Genomic DNA, 15,026 nt, shown 5'->3' on the forward strand with positions numbered 1-15,026 from the left:
ACATCCGCGCTGCGGCGTGTCGTGCCGTCCCGCCGTCACGGGCCGAGGGTCGCCGTCAGCCGGGTGTCTGCGTACGAGCGGCCCGCGCGGACCTGGTGGCTGCCGCCGGTCCGCCGCCAGCCGCACGCGTCCTCGTCCCAGACCTCGAAGGCCCGGGCGGGCAGCTCGATCTCCGCCTCGACGCTTTCCCCGGGCCCGCCCTCCACGCCCGCGAAGCCGGCCAGCCGGCTCGCCGCGCGCCCGTCCGGGTCGGCGAGGGGCGCCAGGTAGACCTGGACCACCTCGCGGCCCCGCCGGGTCCCGGTGTTGGTGAGACGGACCCGGACCCGGTCGGCGGCCGCCTCCAGGGACTCGTACGCCCAGTCCGTGTAGCCGAGGCCGTGCCCGAAGGGGTAGGCCGGCGTCACCCCCCGGGCCTCGTACGCCCGGTAGCCGATCAGCAGCCCCTCGCGGTACTCCAGCCGCCCGTCGGCGGGGACGACCTCGGTGACGGGCGCGTCGGCGAGGGCGGCGGGCCAGGTGGTGGGCAGCCGCCCGCCGGGCTCGCTCACCCCGAGGAGTACGTCGGCCAGCGCGGCCCCGCCCTCCTGCCCGGGGAACCAGGTCAGCAGCACGGCGGCGACGTCCTCGCGCCAGGGCAGCTCGACGGGGGAGCCCGCGTTGACCACGACCACGGTGTTCGGGTTGGCGGCGGCGACGGCCCGCACGAGGTCGTCCTGGCGGCCGGGCAGGGCGAGGTCCGCGCGGTCGAAGCCCTCGGACTCCACCCGCTCGGTGGTGGCGACGACCACGACGGCCGTGTCGGCGGCGCGCGCGGCCCCCACCGCTTCGGCGATCAGCTCGTCGGCGTCGCGCCGCGGCCCGAGGTGGAGCAGAGAGAACACCACCGCCCGCAGGGGCAGCGCGCCCATGTCGGGGACCCGGTAGGTCAGCGACACCCCGACCGGTTCGCCCTCGGTGAGGACGGCCCGGGCGCGCTCCCTGGGCGCTCCGAGGAAGGCCTCGAAGGGGTCGGTCTCGTCGCCCGTCTCCTGGACGCCCTCCCAGAGGGTGCGGCCGTCGACGGCGAGGGTGAAGGCGCCGAGTCCGCGGGTGCCGAAGGCGTGCTCGCCGCTCTCGCGCGGCAGGTAGGTGCCGGTCACCTCGACGGTGGCCATCGTCTCGTAGGAGGCCCCCTCGGGCAGGTCCTCGCCGATCCACTGGACCTGACCGCTCGGCAGGGTGGCCTCGCCGATGACGGCCCCGGAGGCGTCCCGGCAGACGGCGCGCAGCTCGAAGCCCTGTCCGGCGGGGACGAGTTCGTCGCTCGGGTCGGCGCCGACGGCGAAGGTGAGGGCGCCTTCGGGCAGCGCGGCGGTGAGCCCGTCGAGCGGGGACACCACCCGCTCGGGGAAGACGGTCGCGGATCCGCCTCCGAGGACGCGGGCGTCACGGGCGGCGGCGCCGATCAGGGCGACGGTGCGGCCGGGGCCGGCGTCCAGTGGCAGGGCGCCGGCTTCGTTGCGTACGAGGACGGCGCCGCGGGCGGCCAGCTCGCGGGCCAGCGCCTGTCCGTCGAGCGGGGCGGGCGGTTCCGCGACGGCGGCGGGGGCACCCTCGAGGAGACCCACGCGGGCGGCGAGGCGCAGGACGTTGCGCACGGCCCCGTCGACGGCGGCTTCGGGGACCTCCCCGGAGCGGACGGCCTCGGCGAGGGCGGGCCCGTAGACGGTCCGCGGGCCGGGCATGGCGACGTCGAGGCCGCCGAGGAGGCACCCCGTGGTGGAACGGGCGGCCGTCCAGTCGGAGACGTTGCAGCCGTCGAAGCCCCACTCGGCGCGCAGGACCTCGTTCACCAGTTGCCGGTGCTCGGTCATGGTGGTGCCGTTGACGCGGTTGTAGGCGGTCATGACGCCCCAGGGGCGGGCGTTCCTGACGATGGCCTCGAAGGGCGCGAGGTAGACCTCGCGCAGCGGGCGCGCGGCGATGACGTTGTCGACGGTGAAGCGCTCGGTCTCGGCGTCGTTGCCGACGAAGTGTTTGACGGTCGTGGCGACCCCGCCGTCCTGGACGCCGCTGACGTAACCGCTGCCGATGGCGCCGGTGAGGTACGGGTCCTCGGAGTAGCACTCGAAGTGGCGGCCGCCCAGCGGGGAGCGGTGCAGGTTGACGGTGGGGGCGAGGAGGACGTGCACGCCCTTGCGGCGGGCCTCCTGGGCGAGGAACCGGCCGGCGCGGCGGGCGAGCGCGGGGTCCCAGGCGGCGGCGAGGGCGGTCGGGGAGGGCAGCGCGACCGAGGGGTCGTCGGCGGTCCAGCGCACGCCCCTGACCCCGACGGGGCCGTCGGACATGACCAGGGACCCGAGTCCGATCCCGGGGAGGGCGGGCAGGGACCACATGTCCTGCCCGGCCAGCAGGCGGGCCTTGGTGTCGAGGTCGAGCTTGCCCAGCGCGGCCTCCACGGCGTCCTCGCGTGCCCGGTCGTCGCGGTCGTCGCGGTCGTCACGGTCCTCGCGGTTCCCGGCGTGCCCGGGGGCTTCGCGGTCCTCGCGTGGCTGATCGGCATCGGTCACGGCCGTGGCTCCTCGTCGGTGTGCGTGCGCGTGCGGTGCGGACGGCCCCCATCGTGGACCCGAGACCTGTAACGCGGTAGGTCTCGTGATGCTTTCGTGACTTCACCATGCCGTACGGTCCTGCTGGCGGGTGTGAAGCGGAAGGAGCGCCGGGCGATGGCCAGAGCGAAGAGCGAAGAGCGGCGCGGCGAGATCGTCCGCGCGGCGGTCGAGGTGATCGCCGCGCGCGGCTACCGGGGCGCTTCCCTGGGGTCCGTCGCCGAACGCGTGGGCCTGACCCAGCAGGGACTGCTGCACTACTTCCCCACCAAGGAGGCCCTGCTCGTCGCGGTCCTGGAGGAGCGGGACCGCTGGGACACCGGCGGCGGCTCCCGCGCGGCCGCCGACGCCTGGCGCCTGGACCTGCTGGAGTCGCTGGTGGAGTACAACGCCATGCGCCCCGGCATCGTGCAGACCTTCTCGGCGCTGCTCGGCGAGAGCGTCACCGACGGCCATCCGGCCCGCGCCTTCTTCACCGAGCGGTACGCGCAGGTGCGGGCGGAGATGGCCACGCTGCTGCGCGCGGAGTTCGGTGCGCGCCTCCCCTCCGGCCTCACCCCGGAGGAGGCCGCTCCGCTGCTCACGGCGGTGATGGACGGCCTCCAGTACCAGTGGCTGCTCGCCCCGGAATCGGTGGACATGCCCGCCGCGTTCCGCTCCTTCCTCACCCTGCTGAGGGGTCCGGGCGCATAGCCGACCCGTCCTGCCGGGCATCCTGTCCCCGAACTCCGAGCGGGGGGACACACGATGGAGTCACTGGATCCGGACATCGCGGCACGCGAGACGAGGCCTCTGGGGCAGGAGGGACTGGAGAGGCCTGAGAGGCCCGAGAGGCCTGAGAAGCCTGAGAAGCCTGAGAAGAAGGTCGCATGGTCGGAGCTGTTCTTCGACCTGGTGCTGGTCTTCGCCGTCACCCAGGTCTCCGCCCTGCTGCACCACGACCACGGGTGGGCCGGCACCGGCCGCGCCCTGATCGTCTTCGTACCCGTCTACTGGGTGTGGGTGGGCAACACCGTCCACGCCAACACCCATGACGCGGACCGGCCGCTGAACCGGATCGCCCTCTTCGCGGCCGGGCTGTGCGGCCTGCTGATGGCCCTGGCCCTGCCCGAGGCCTTCGGCGACCGCGGGCTCCTCCTCGCCGGCGCCTACTTCTGCGCCCGCCTGGTGCTCGCCGCGCTCGCGCACGGCCGCAGCCGCCGCCTCCGGCCCACCCCGGTGACCCTGTCGGTGCTGATCAGCGGCCCGCTGATGCTGGCCGGCGCCCTCCTCGACGGCGGACTCCGCGTCGCGCTGTGGGCCCTGGCCGCCGCCGTGGACCTGGCCGCGCCCCGGCTGACGCGCTCCGCCATGGTCCGGCTGAACCTCGACTCGGGCCATCTCGCCGAGCGGTTCGGCCTGTTCGTGATGATCGCGCTGGGCGAGTCGATCGTCGCGGTCGGCGCCCCGGTCGCCGCCGCCCCCGAGCTGGGCACCGGCTCCCTGGCGGCCGTCGCCGTGGCCTTCGTCCTCGTCTGCGGTCTGTGGTGGGTGTACTTCCACCTCGCCGCCGGAGCCGTCCGGCACGGACTGGAGACCGCGGCCGTACGGGCGGACGTGGCCCGGCAGGTCCTCTCGTACGGGCACCTCTCGCTGATCGCCTCGGTCATCGCGGTGGCCGTCGGCATGGCCGAGGCCGTCGCCCATCCCGGGACGCGGCTCCCGGCCGGCGTCGCCGCCCTCCTCCACGGGGGGTGCGCCCTCTTCCTCGCCACCTTCGGCTACACCCGCTGGTACCTGTTCCGCTCCTGGTCGGTGACCCGGCTGGCGGCCGCCGCGGCCGTCCTGGCCCTGCTGCCGGTGGCCGTCCTGCTGCCCTCCCTCGGGGCCCTCGGCCTGCTGACCCTCGTGGTCACCGTCCTGAACCTGGTGGAGCTGGGCCTGGTGCGCCGCCGGGACCGGCTCCCGGGCGGCCGGGGCGGGGAGGCGGCCGAGGGGCTGGCATCCTGAGTCCATGAAGATCGCCGCCGCCCAGCTGACCTGCGTTCCCGCCGACGTCTCCGCCAACGCCGCGGCCGCCGCCGCCCTCGCCGTCCGGGCGCGCGGACAGGGCGCGGAGCTGGTGGTGTTCCCGGAGTTCACGCTCACCGGGTACGAGCTGGACGCCCTCGCCGACGACCCCGGCCTGTGGCTGGCCGACGCCGAGGACCCCCGCCTGGACGGGCTGCGCTCCACCGGCACGGCGGTGGCCGTCAACGTCGCCCTGCGCACCGGCGGGCCGCTGCCCGCCATCGCGACGCTGGTGTACGGCGCGGACGGCGGACACCTGGCGACGTACGCCAAGCAGCACCTCTACCAGCACGAACGGGGCGCCTTCGCCGCGGGCACCGCCGACGGCCGCTTCGAACTCGGCGGCATCCGCTTCTCGCTGGGCGTCTGCTTCGACAACCACTTCCCCGAGCTGGCCGGCCGGGCCGCGGCCGACGGCTGCGCGGTGCACCTGGCGAGTTCCCTGTACGGCACGGGCGACGGGATCGCCGAGCGGGCGAGCGTGTACCCCGGGATCGCGAAGGAGCACGGCCTGTACGTGGTCCTGGCCAACCACGTCGGCCCGGCGGGCCCGTGGACGGGCTGCGGCGGCGCGGCGGTATGGGCCCCGGACGGCGCCCTGCTGGCCGAGGCCGGCGACCGCGGCCCGGACGTGGTCACGGTCGAGGTCCCCGCCTGACGTCCGGCCGCCTGACGTCCGGCCGCCCGGCGGCCTGCCCAGGCGGCATCCCCCCGGCTCAGGCGGAGTCCGGGAGGAGGTGCTTGGCGCCCCACTCGCCCAGGGCCTCCAGGGCCCCGTTCAGCTCCTCGCCGAGCGGAGTCAGGGAGTACTCCACGCGCGGCGGGACCTCGTCGTACACCTCCCGGCGGACTATGCCGTCGGTCTCCAGCTCGCGCAGCTGCGCCGCGAGCACCTTCTCCGACACCCCGGGGACGAGCCGCCGCAGCTCGCCGAAGCGGCGCCGCGGGCAACGCTCCAGCTCCCACAGGAGCGAGACCTTCCACTTGCCCTCGATCACGGACATCGCCGCGGCGATCCCGCAGTGGTCCGCCCCGGGCCGGCCTGTCACCGCCATCACGTACTCCCCTCCCACCTGCTCGCTCACCTCGGGGTAACCACCCACTCCGAAGTGCGTACTTGAGCGCGTCACCGCCCGCCACCAGGCTAAACGGCATGACCGACACACACGTGACGAAGCGTCCGCTCACCCTGCTCGGACTCGGCGACATGGGCACCGCCCTCGCCCGCACCTGGCTCGCCGCCGGGCACCCCCTGACCGTCTGGAACCGCACCGCCGCCAAGGCCGCCGCCCTGGCCCCCGAGGGCGCGGCCGTCGCCGAGAGCCCCGCCGCGGCCGTCGCCGCGAACACCCTCGTCGTGCTCTGCCTGCTGGACGACGCCAGCATCGGATCCGCCCTGGACGGCGTCGACCTGGCCGGCAAGGACCTGGTCAACCTCACCACCGGCACCCCCGCCGAGGGGCGGGCGCGGGCCGCCTGGGCCCAGGAGCGCGGTGCCCGCTTCGTGGACGCCGGGATCATGGCGACGCCGGACATGATCGGCACGCCCGCTTCCGGGGGGTACGTGCTCTACAGCGGCTCCCGCTCCCTCTTCGACACCCACCGGGCCGCCCTGGAGGTCCCGGCCGGCGCCCGCTTCGTCGGCGAGGACCCGGGGCACGCCGCGCTGCACGACGTGGCGCTGCTCAGCGCGATGTACGGCATGTTCGCGGGGATCTCGCACGCCTACGCGCTGATCGAGGGCGAGGGCATCGCCCCCAAGGACCTGGCGCCGCTGCTGTCCGAGTGGCTGGGCGCGATGGGCTTCTTCGTCGGCAACGCCGCGGAGCGGCTGACCTCGCGGGACTTCACCAGTGAGGTGGTGTCCAACCTGGCCATGCAGGTCGCCGCCAGCGGCACGCTGCTGCGCACCGCCGCCGACCAGGGGGTCAGCGCCGAGCTGATCAGCCCGTACCTGGACCTGATGCGCGAGCGGCTGGAGGCCGACCCGGCGGCCCACGGCGGCGAGGACACCGTCGCGGCGCTCACCCTGCTGCGGCGGCGGTAGCCGCGCCTCGGCCGGCGGGACCCCGCGGGGGCCGGGCCCGGTCAGCCCTGGGCGTAGGGGTTGGGGGGCTGGCCGTAGGGGTTCGGGGGCTGGCCGTAGGACTGGCCGGGACCCTGGCCGTGGGGCCGGCCGTACGGGCCCTGGCCGTACGGGCCCTGGCCGGGCCGCGGGTCGCCGCCGTCCTCCCCGTCCTCCGTGGCACCGGCAGAGTCGGCGGAGTCGGCGCCCACCAGCTCCCGCGCCATCAGGGTCGCCCCCGCCACCGCGCCCGGCATCAGGAAGACCGCGACGAACGGGATCAGGAACGCCAGCACCAGCGGCACGCCGAAGCCCAGGGCCTGCGCCCGCCGCCCGCGCAGCAGGACCAGCTGCTCGGCCAGGTCCACCCGGCGCCGCTGGAGCGCGACGGAGGTGAGCTCCTGGGTGAGGAAGAAGCCCGAGACGCAGAACCCGATCACCGGCACCACGGTCTGTCCGATGACGGGAACGAACCCGAGGGCGAAGAGCAGGATCCCGTACAGCACCACCCGTACCAGCAGCCGCACGCTGTCCCGGGCGGAGACCCACAGGTCCTCCCAGAACGAGCGCCCCGATTCGGGGACCTCCCCGCCCTCGGTCCGGTCGACCTGCTCGGAGAGGGACTCGTAGAAGGGCTGCCCGACCAGCAGGGTCACGGCGGTGAAGGTGATCACCGAGAGGAAGAGCCCGAGGGAGAGGGTCACGGCGGTCAGGAAGCCGCGGAACAGGCCCAGCCAGGGCGAGGACCAGTCCGAGGCGAAGGGCGTGGCCCATTCGACGAAGTCGTCGGCGCCGTAGAGGAGGCCGGCGAGCGCGGCCGCGTACAGCGCCAGCGCGACGAGGCCCGGCAGCAGGCCGAAGCCCAGCCAGCGGCCGTTCCGGAACACCCATTTCTGTCCGGCCAACAGGTACCGGAAACCCCCCGCAAGATCACGCATGGGGCCAGTTTATGGGGCCGGGTACGGCGAAGGCCGCACCCCGCGGGGGGTGCGGCCTTCACCAGGCGTGCGACGCGGTCAGGCGACGTTCAGCTCGACCGTGATGTTGCCGCGGGTGGCCTTGGAGTACGGGCAGATCTGGTCGGCCTTCTCGACCAGGTCCTTGGCGGTCGCGGCGTCCACGGTCGGGATCGAGGCCGTGAGCTTGACGATGATGCCGAAGCCGTCGTCGTTCTTGCCGATGCCGACCTCGGCGGTCACGGTGGAGCCGGTGACGTCGAGGTTCTCGTTGCGCGCGGCGACGCTGAGGGCACCCTGGAAGCAGGCGCTGTAGCCGGCGGCGAACAGCTGCTCCGGGTTGGTGCCGGCGCCGCTGCCGCCGAGCTCCTTCGGCGGGTTCACGACGACGTCGAGCTGGCCGTCGTTGGTGGCGACGCGGCCGTCACGGCCGTTCTCGGCGGTGGCGACGGCCGTGTACGCGACGTCGGTCTGCGTGATGGACATGAAGTACTTCCTCCAGATGAATCGCCGCGATGCGCGCCCACGATCGCGACGGTCGTGGAGTGAGCCTAACCGGTGAAAGAAACGATCATCTTTCCGGTGTTCTCTCCGCGCAGCATTCCGAGGAAGGCGTCGGTGGCGTTCTCCACGCCCTCGACGACCGTCTCGTCGTAGCGGAGCTCCCCGGAGGCCAGCCAGCCGGCCACGTCCTTGACGAACTGCTGCTGCAGTCCGTAGTGGTCGCCGACGAGGATGCCCTGGAGGCGCAGCCGCTTGCCGATGACCATCATGAGGTTGCGCGGGCCGGGGGCCGCCTCGGTGTCGTTGTAGCCCGCGATGGCGCCGCAGAGGGTGGCGCGTCCGTGGACGTTCATGCTGGTCACGGCGGCCTCGAGGTGGTCGCCGCCGACGTTGTCGAAGTAGACGTCGATGCCGTCGGGGGCGGCCGCGGGCAGCTGCTCGGCGACGGGGGCGTTCTTGTAGTTGAAGGCGGCGTCGAAGCCGTACTTCTCCGTGAGCAGCGTCACCTTCTCGTCCGAGCCGGCGGAGCCGATCACCCGGGAGGCGCCCTTGATCCGCGCGAACTGGCCGACGAGGCTGCCGACCGCGCCCGCCGCGCCGGAGACGAAGACGGAGTCGCCCTCCTTGAAGGAGGCGACCTCGAAGAGGCCCGCGTAGGCGGTCAGGCCCGGCATGCCGAGGACGCCGAGGTAGGCGGAGAGCGGGGCGAGGGCGGCGTCGACCTTGACGGCCTGTCCGGCGTCCACCTCGGCGTACTCGCGCCAGCCCAGCATGTGCAGGACGTGGTCACCGGCCTGGAAGCCCTCGGCGCTGGAGGCGACGACCTCGCCGACGGCGCCGCCCTGCATCGGCTCGTCGAGCTGGAAGGGCGCGATGTAGGACTTCGTGTCGTTCATCCGGCCGCGCATGTAGGGGTCCACGGACATGTGCAGGTTGCGGACCAGGATCCGGCCGGGGGCGGGCTCGGCGGAGACGGGCACCTCGCGCAGGGCGAAGTCCTCGGCCACGGGCCAGCCCTGCGGGCGGCGGACGAGGTGCCACTCGCGGCTGACGGCGGGGATCTGAGACATGAGGGACTCCAGGGGAACGAAGATTTACTTCAGAACGTGAAACAACCATGCGCCTGGATATTTCATGTTGTCAAGTAAACCGTTACGCTGGAGCCATGCCCAGTCGTCGCGCAGACCCAGTGACCGTCGAGGTCGTCGAACTCATCGGCGATGTCGTGGCCCGCTACCACATGGAGTACGAGGAGGCGGCCGCCCGCCACCAGCTCACCGGTGCCCAGGCCAAGGTGCTGAACCTGCTCTCGATGGAGCCGCTGCCCATGCGGCACATCGCGCAGAAGCTGCGCTGCGAGCCCTCGAACGTGACCGGCATCATCGACCGGCTGGAGACCCGCGGCCTGGTCGAACGCCGCCCGGACCCGGCCGACCGCCGGGTGAAGCTGGCCGCGCCCACCGAGGAGGGCGTCGCGACCGCCGAGCGGCTGCGCGAGTCGCTGGACTTCGCGCGCGAGCCGCTGGCCGGGCTCTCGGCGGAGCAGCGCACGGCGCTGCGGGACCTGCTCAGGCGGATGCTGGGCTGAGCGGTCAGGGGGCGCCGTAAGGGCCGGACGCCGCACGGGCCGGACGCCGCACGGACCGGACGCCGCACCGGCCGGGGTTGCGGCACGGACCGGGGAATGCCCTACGGCCGGAGGTGCCGCACCGGCCGTGGGGCCCGGTCAGCAGAAGAACCAGAACACGCAGGTCTCGGTCGGCTTCGGCTTCGGCTTGCCCGTCGTGCTCGTCGGGCTCGGCCGGGTGGGCTGCGACGAGCCGGTGGGGCCCGGCGCGGGCTGCCCCGGCTGGGTCGGCCTTACGGACGCCCCGCTGCTGGAAGCTTTCTGCGAGGGGGTCGCCGCCGAGGCGGAGGCGCTCGCACTCACCGACGGCTGCGCCGACCCGCTCGGGCTCCCGCTGGGCCGGGCCGCCTTCGCCGCCCCGCCGGAGCCCTTCGGCAGGACCGGCGGCACGGCGGGCCCCCCGCTGGGCAGCGGGTCCGGCTGCTTCGGCCCGTCGTCGGTCAGCACCACCTTGTCCGCCCGGTCGGCGCCCTCGTCGTCGGCCACGATCCGGGCCACGGCGATCGAGCCCCCGGTCGCCAGCACCAGACCCAGCCCGAGCGCGAGCACACCCCGGCCCCGTCTGCGGCGGGTGGCGGCGCGCTTGCGGGTGCCCGCGCGGCCCTCGTGGGGGCCCGACAGCACGACCAGCGAATCGGCGAACACCTCCGCCAGCGCGGGCTGCGGCTCGGGGCCGGGGGACGGCACGCTCGGCGCGGCGACCACCAGGTGCTCGGCCGGGGTTCCGCACCCGGCGCAGGCGAGCGCGCCGTTGAGGTGCCTCTGACAGGCGGGGCAGAAGTAGTTCATGGCGACCGCAGGCTATGCGGTCCCCGGCAACATAAGCATTCCGGGAAGGTAAGGATCCTGTGTGGAATCGTTACTTCCATGACAGCGACTCCGACTCCGGGGCGCCCGGGATCCTTCGGGCCGGCCGCCTTCCAGCTGGTGCTGCTGCGCCGGATGGCGGACTTCCAGCCCGGCCTGGCCGAGGAGGCCCGGCTGCGCCTCGGCGCGACCCTCGCGGAGCAGCGGGAGGCCAACCGGCGCTGGCAGGCGATGGTCCGCTCCCCCAGGTCGCGCGGTGCCCTGGCGCGTTACCGGTCGGTGCTCGGACCGCCGGAGTCCGTGGAGCGGCGAACCATCGGCGACCTGGAGTGCGAGGCCCTGCTGTGGCCGGTGCCGCTGTGGCCGGAGCTCCGGTTCGAGGTGCTGGCCGCGCCGGACGGGGCGGTGTGGAACGACTGGCTGGTCCGGGCCCCGGGCGCGCGGGGACCCGTACTGGAGACGGCCGGTGACCTGCGGCCCTGGTCGGCAACGGTGGACGAGGTCGCGCGCGCCTTCGCGCCGGCCCGGCCGATGGAGGGCACGGCGCCGACGCGCTGGCGGCTCGCGTTCACCGCGTCGGGCCGGCCGCTGGTGGCGGAGTTCACGTACGGGCTGCTCCAGCGGGTGCAGGAGGCGTAGGGGCCGGCAGGGGTCGGGGCCGCCGCCTCCGGTCAGTTCCGCAGGAAGGCGCGGACTCCGGCCGAGGTGGCGTCGTCGCCGAGCAGGTCGTTGTGCTCCAGGCAGCCGACCGGCGTGTTGAGGGCCCCGGCGAGCGGAACGCTGCTGTCGGGGTTGACCACCTCGTCGCACTCCGACCAGAAGGTGGCGTACCTGACCGCGCCCGGGGTCTCGTCACCGGCGGCGAGGTTCTTCGTCACGTACGAGCCCGGGGTCATGTCGCGACAGGCCTGGTCCCACAGTGCGCAGGCCCAGGCGGTGGAGGTGCCGTGGTTGGGGCCCGCCAGCGAGACCCAGTGGTCCACGGCCGCGTCGCCGCCGCCGTACTTGACGTACCAGCGGCTGACGAGCGAGCCGAAGGAGTGTCCGACGAGGTCCACGCGGGCGGCGCCGGTCTGCCGGCGGACCTGGTCGACGTAGGCGGCGAGGCGTCCGGAGAGGACCTCGTTGACGGACTGGTGGGTGTCGTAGCCGAAGGAGAAGAGCTCGGAGTCGGCGTACCCGTCGGCCCTGAGGTCCTCGCGCAGGGACCCCCAGACCCCCGGGTCGGCGTTGTAGCCGTGTACGAAGACCACCGGATTGCGGGCGGCGGCGCCGTCGGCCGCCCCGGGGGCGGCGGCCCGGGCCGGAACGGGTGCCAGGAGGACCGGGCAGAGGGTCAGGAGCACCAGGAGTCTCTGGCGGAGCGTCAGCATCGGCTCCCCTTTACCTTGTTACGCGCCGGTAGCGCGGACGGTGCGCGCATGCTGCTGCCTGTCGGTACAGAAATCCACCCCCGTGCAGCACCCCTCACCCGTACGCCGCACCCCACCCGGAGCAGCCCAACGGGCGGCATGACCCATTTATCCGAGAAGATGTGAAATGCGATCGGCTACTGCCGGTCTCATCCCTCGTCCGCGCTCTCGGGAGGATCTGCCGTGACCGTCAGTCTTGAGCAGTTGCGCCGCTGCCACGTCGCCGTCGACCTGGGAGCCGCGAGGACCCGCGTCTACGTCAAGGGACCGGGACTGGTCGTCGACGAGCCCAGCGTCGCCGCCGTCAACACCCGCACCGGCGCCCTCATCGCCGTCGGCACCTTCGCCGAGCGGATGACCGGCCGCACACCCGACTACATCCGCGTCGTGCGCCCCGTCTCCGGCGGCACCGTCGTCGACATCGAGATGGCGCAGCGGATGCTGCGTCACCTCCTCGGCGAGAAACTGCGCCGCGCCCTGCGCCGCAAGCCCCGGCTGCGCGCCGCCTGCTGCACCCCGCACGACGCCGACCCGCTCGCGCAGCGGGCGGCCGTGGAAACCATGGTCGGACTCGGCGCCCGGCGCGTCGAGCTCGTCGACACCCTGATCGCGGCCGCCGTCGGCTGTGGCCTGCCCGTGGAACAGCCGACCGCGACCATGATCATGGTGTGCGGGGCGGCGGCCACCCAGATCGCGGTGCTCTCCCTCGGATCGATCGTCACCGCCGAGCGGATCCCCGTCGGCGGCGAGGCCATCGACCACGCGGTGGTCCAGCACCTGCGCCACGCCCACGAACTGATGCTGCCGAGCCAGGCCGTACGCCCCCTCCAGCTGGCGCTGCACGGCAACGGGATCACCCCCGAGGGCCCGGCCTCCACCCTGATCCACGGTCGGGACGTGGCCACCGGACTCGCCCGCTCCGTCCACGTGGACACCGCCGCCGTGCGGGACGCCATCCACACCCCGCTGACGGCCGTCCTCGACGGCATCGGCAAGGTGCTGCGGGACTGCCCGCCCGACCTGGTCGCGGACCTGACGGACCGGGGGATCATGATGGTGGGCGGCAGCGCCCTGCTGCCGGGCCTGGACCAGATGCTGCGGGACTCCACCGGAATGCCCGTGGCCATCGCCGAACGGCCCGACGTGTGCGCCGTGCTGGGACTCGGCGCGATGCTGGAAGGAAAAATCGCCCCCATGGTCCTCAACCCGCTGGCCGGATGACCCTGGACGGACCCGCCGGCACCGCCGGAACCGGCGGGACCGGTGTGCCTTCGAGCATCCCGGTGCTGCTGGAGGCGGTCCTCAGCGTCGGCTCCGAGCTGGAGCTGCACACCACCCTCCAGCACGTCGTGGACTCCGCCACCGAGCTGTGCGGAGCGCGGTACGGAGCGCTCGGGGTCGTCGACCCCGAGCGCGTCCGGCTGACCCAGCTGTTCACCTCCGGCATGACCGACGCCGAACGCGCCGCGATCCCCCGGCTGCCCGACGGCCGCACCGGCCTCCTCGGCGCGCTCATCACCGATCCCCGGCCCCTGCTGCTGGACGACCTGACGAGGGACCCCCGCGCGGCGGGCTTCCCGCCCGGCCACCCGGCCATGCGCAGCTTCCTGGGCGTGCCGATCCGGGTGCACACCGAGGTCTTCGGCAACCTCTACCTCACCGAGAAGCGCGGCGGCGGCCCCTTCACGGACGAGGACCTCGCGCTGATGCGCGTCCTGGCCTCGCAGGCCGGCATAGCGATCGGCAACGCCCGGCTGTACGAGACCGCGCGCCGGCGCGAACGCTGGATCGAGGGCGCGGCCGCCGTCACCACCACCCTGCTGGCGGGACGTCCGGCGGCGGACGCCCTCATGTGCGTGGCCGAACGCGCCCGGCTGCTGGCGGACGCGGCGGCCGGCGTGGTGCTCCAGCCGACGCCGGAGGGCGGCATGGAAATCGTGGCCGCCTCGACGCACGGGGACCCCGGCGACCTGGTCGGCACCGCCATCGCGCCCGGTTCGCCGGTGCTGGAACAACTCCTGGGCGGCGAGCCCGTCTTCATAGAGGACTCCGCGACCGATCCCCGCATGACCACGCACGTCCGCGAACGCTTCGGGCCCAGCATGATGCTGCCGCTGCAGAGCGGCGGACAGCTGATCGGCACCCTCGCCCTGCCCAGGGCCCGGGGCGGGCAGCCGTACGACGCGGTGGACCGGCTGCTGGCCTCGCAGTTCGCCTCGCAGGCCGCACTGGCCCTGGTCCTGGCGGACGCGCAGCACGACCGGGAGCAGCTGGCCGTGTACGAGGACCGCGACCGGATCGCGCGCGACCTGCACGACCTGGTGGTGCAGCGGCTGTTCGCCACGGAGATGATGCTGGAGAGCACGCGACGCCGGTCGGCCAACGCGGCGGCGGGCGAAGGGGGCGGCGGCCAGGGCGGCGACGAGGTCGGCGAGGAACTGGCCCGCGCCGTGGACGAACTGGACTCCACCATCCAGGAGGTCCGCACGGCCATCTTCGCCCTCCAGCAGCCCCCGACCGACGCCCCGACCACGTTCCGCGGACGTGTGCTGCGCGAAACGGGCGGAGCCGCCGTACTGCTGGGGTTCCAGCCGTCGGTGCACTTCGCGGGGCCGGTGGACGCGCTGCTCCCGGACCCGGTGACGTCCGCGCTCCTGTCGACCCTGCGCGGCGCCCTGGCGGCGGCACACCGGCGCAGCGAGGTCACGTCGATCGAGGTCGAGATCGACGCGACCCCGTCCCGGGTCCGCCTGACGGTCTCCGACGACGGCCGCACGGAAGCGGGCACGCGGGGCACGACGGTGGTGTGGGAGGCGGGGCTGTAGGGAGATCCCCTCGGGCGGCGTCACAGTCGGTTTGGGGGTTTCCCGTCAGTCCCATCGTCCTTCCGTGTCGGGCCGGTCCCTCAAGGGCGCTCCTCCGTCGCGTCGCTACGCGATGGCCTTCGGCCACCCTTGACCGACCGTCCCGCCCCGGAAAGACAAGGACTGCCGAGAACCCCCCAAAGAAACGGGA

Annotated in this window: 15 protein-coding genes; 8 read left to right on the plus strand and 7 right to left on the minus strand. The window is 73.8% G+C overall.

Annotated features, from left to right (window positions below; all coding sequences use genetic code 11):
- Positions 1-35: 35 nt before the first annotated feature.
- Positions 36-2,552, minus strand: coding sequence for a beta-glucosidase (locus tag ACZ514_RS29275; RefSeq protein WP_469126082.1), 2,517 nt, complete (start codon positions 2,550-2,552; stop codon positions 36-38).
- Between the two features lie 156 nt (positions 2,553-2,708).
- Between ACZ514_RS29275 and ACZ514_RS29280 the strand changes: the two genes are divergently transcribed.
- From ACZ514_RS29280 to ACZ514_RS29290, 3 genes are read left to right on the plus strand one after another with little or no spacing between them, the layout of a single operon-like run.
- Positions 2,709-3,284, plus strand: a complete 576-nt coding sequence (locus ACZ514_RS29280) for a TetR/AcrR family transcriptional regulator (protein ID WP_468171513.1) — start codon at positions 2,709-2,711, stop codon at positions 3,282-3,284.
- A gap of 54 nt (positions 3,285-3,338) precedes the next feature.
- Positions 3,339-4,580: a low temperature requirement protein A gene (locus ACZ514_RS29285; protein ID WP_469126083.1), complete on the plus strand. Its 1,242-nt coding sequence runs from the start codon at positions 3,339-3,341 to the stop codon at positions 4,578-4,580.
- A 4-nt stretch (positions 4,581-4,584) separates the two neighbouring features.
- On the plus strand, positions 4,585-5,298 hold the full coding sequence (locus ACZ514_RS29290; protein ID WP_468171516.1) for a carbon-nitrogen hydrolase family protein: 714 nt from the start codon (positions 4,585-4,587) through the stop codon (positions 5,296-5,298).
- Positions 5,299-5,356: 58 nt separating this feature from the next.
- Here ACZ514_RS29290 and ACZ514_RS29295 read toward each other — a convergent pair whose 3' ends face one another.
- Positions 5,357-5,695, minus strand: a complete 339-nt coding sequence (locus ACZ514_RS29295; RefSeq protein WP_388939136.1) for a winged helix-turn-helix transcriptional regulator — start codon at positions 5,693-5,695, stop codon at positions 5,357-5,359.
- 98 nt (positions 5,696-5,793) lie between these two features.
- Between ACZ514_RS29295 and ACZ514_RS29300 the strand changes: the two genes are divergently transcribed.
- Positions 5,794-6,687: an NAD(P)-dependent oxidoreductase gene (locus ACZ514_RS29300; RefSeq protein WP_469126084.1), complete on the plus strand. Its 894-nt coding sequence runs from the start codon at positions 5,794-5,796 to the stop codon at positions 6,685-6,687.
- A gap of 41 nt (positions 6,688-6,728) precedes the next feature.
- Here ACZ514_RS29300 and ACZ514_RS29305 read toward each other — a convergent pair whose 3' ends face one another.
- From ACZ514_RS29305 to ACZ514_RS29315, 3 genes are all read right to left on the minus strand, one after another.
- Positions 6,729-7,643, minus strand: a complete 915-nt coding sequence (locus tag ACZ514_RS29305) for an EI24 domain-containing protein (RefSeq protein WP_468171522.1) — start codon at positions 7,641-7,643, stop codon at positions 6,729-6,731.
- Positions 7,644-7,721: 78 nt separating this feature from the next.
- Positions 7,722-8,147: an organic hydroperoxide resistance protein gene (locus ACZ514_RS29310; RefSeq protein WP_468171525.1), complete on the minus strand. Its 426-nt coding sequence runs from the start codon at positions 8,145-8,147 to the stop codon at positions 7,722-7,724.
- Positions 8,148-8,212: 65 nt separating this feature from the next.
- A complete protein-coding gene (locus tag ACZ514_RS29315) occupies positions 8,213-9,235 on the minus strand; it encodes an NADP-dependent oxidoreductase (protein WP_468171528.1) in 1,023 nt (340 codons plus the stop codon).
- Between the two features lie 95 nt (positions 9,236-9,330).
- Here ACZ514_RS29315 and ACZ514_RS29320 point away from each other — a divergent pair, with 95 nt between their 5' ends.
- On the plus strand, positions 9,331-9,753 hold the full coding sequence (locus ACZ514_RS29320) for a MarR family winged helix-turn-helix transcriptional regulator (protein ID WP_468171531.1): 423 nt from the start codon (positions 9,331-9,333) through the stop codon (positions 9,751-9,753).
- 138 nt (positions 9,754-9,891) lie between these two features.
- Here the strand turns inward: ACZ514_RS29320 and ACZ514_RS29325 are convergent, their stop codons facing one another.
- Entirely contained in the window at positions 9,892-10,581 is a 690-nt protein-coding gene (locus tag ACZ514_RS29325) for a hypothetical protein (RefSeq protein ID WP_468171534.1), read from the minus strand.
- 78 nt (positions 10,582-10,659) lie between these two features.
- Here ACZ514_RS29325 and ACZ514_RS29330 point away from each other — a divergent pair, with 78 nt between their 5' ends.
- Positions 10,660-11,238 (plus strand): hypothetical protein, encoded by a 579-nt coding sequence (locus ACZ514_RS29330; RefSeq protein WP_469126085.1) that lies wholly within the window; start codon positions 10,660-10,662, stop codon positions 11,236-11,238.
- A 32-nt stretch (positions 11,239-11,270) separates the two neighbouring features.
- Here ACZ514_RS29330 and ACZ514_RS29335 read toward each other — a convergent pair whose 3' ends face one another.
- Positions 11,271-11,972, minus strand: a complete 702-nt coding sequence (locus tag ACZ514_RS29335; RefSeq protein ID WP_468171540.1) for an esterase/lipase family protein — start codon at positions 11,970-11,972, stop codon at positions 11,271-11,273.
- 222 nt (positions 11,973-12,194) lie between these two features.
- Between ACZ514_RS29335 and ACZ514_RS29340 the strand changes: the two genes are divergently transcribed.
- Positions 12,195-13,232, plus strand: coding sequence for a rod shape-determining protein (locus ACZ514_RS29340; RefSeq protein WP_468171543.1), 1,038 nt, complete (start codon positions 12,195-12,197; stop codon positions 13,230-13,232).
- Positions 13,229-14,836: a sensor histidine kinase gene (locus ACZ514_RS29345; RefSeq protein WP_469126086.1), complete on the plus strand. Its 1,608-nt coding sequence runs from the start codon at positions 13,229-13,231 to the stop codon at positions 14,834-14,836. The genes ACZ514_RS29340 and ACZ514_RS29345 overlap by 4 nt, the downstream gene beginning before the upstream one ends.
- The last annotated feature ends 190 nt before the right edge of the window (positions 14,837-15,026 follow it).

It is taken from the genome of Streptomyces sp. NPDC034086, from assembly GCF_055575515.1.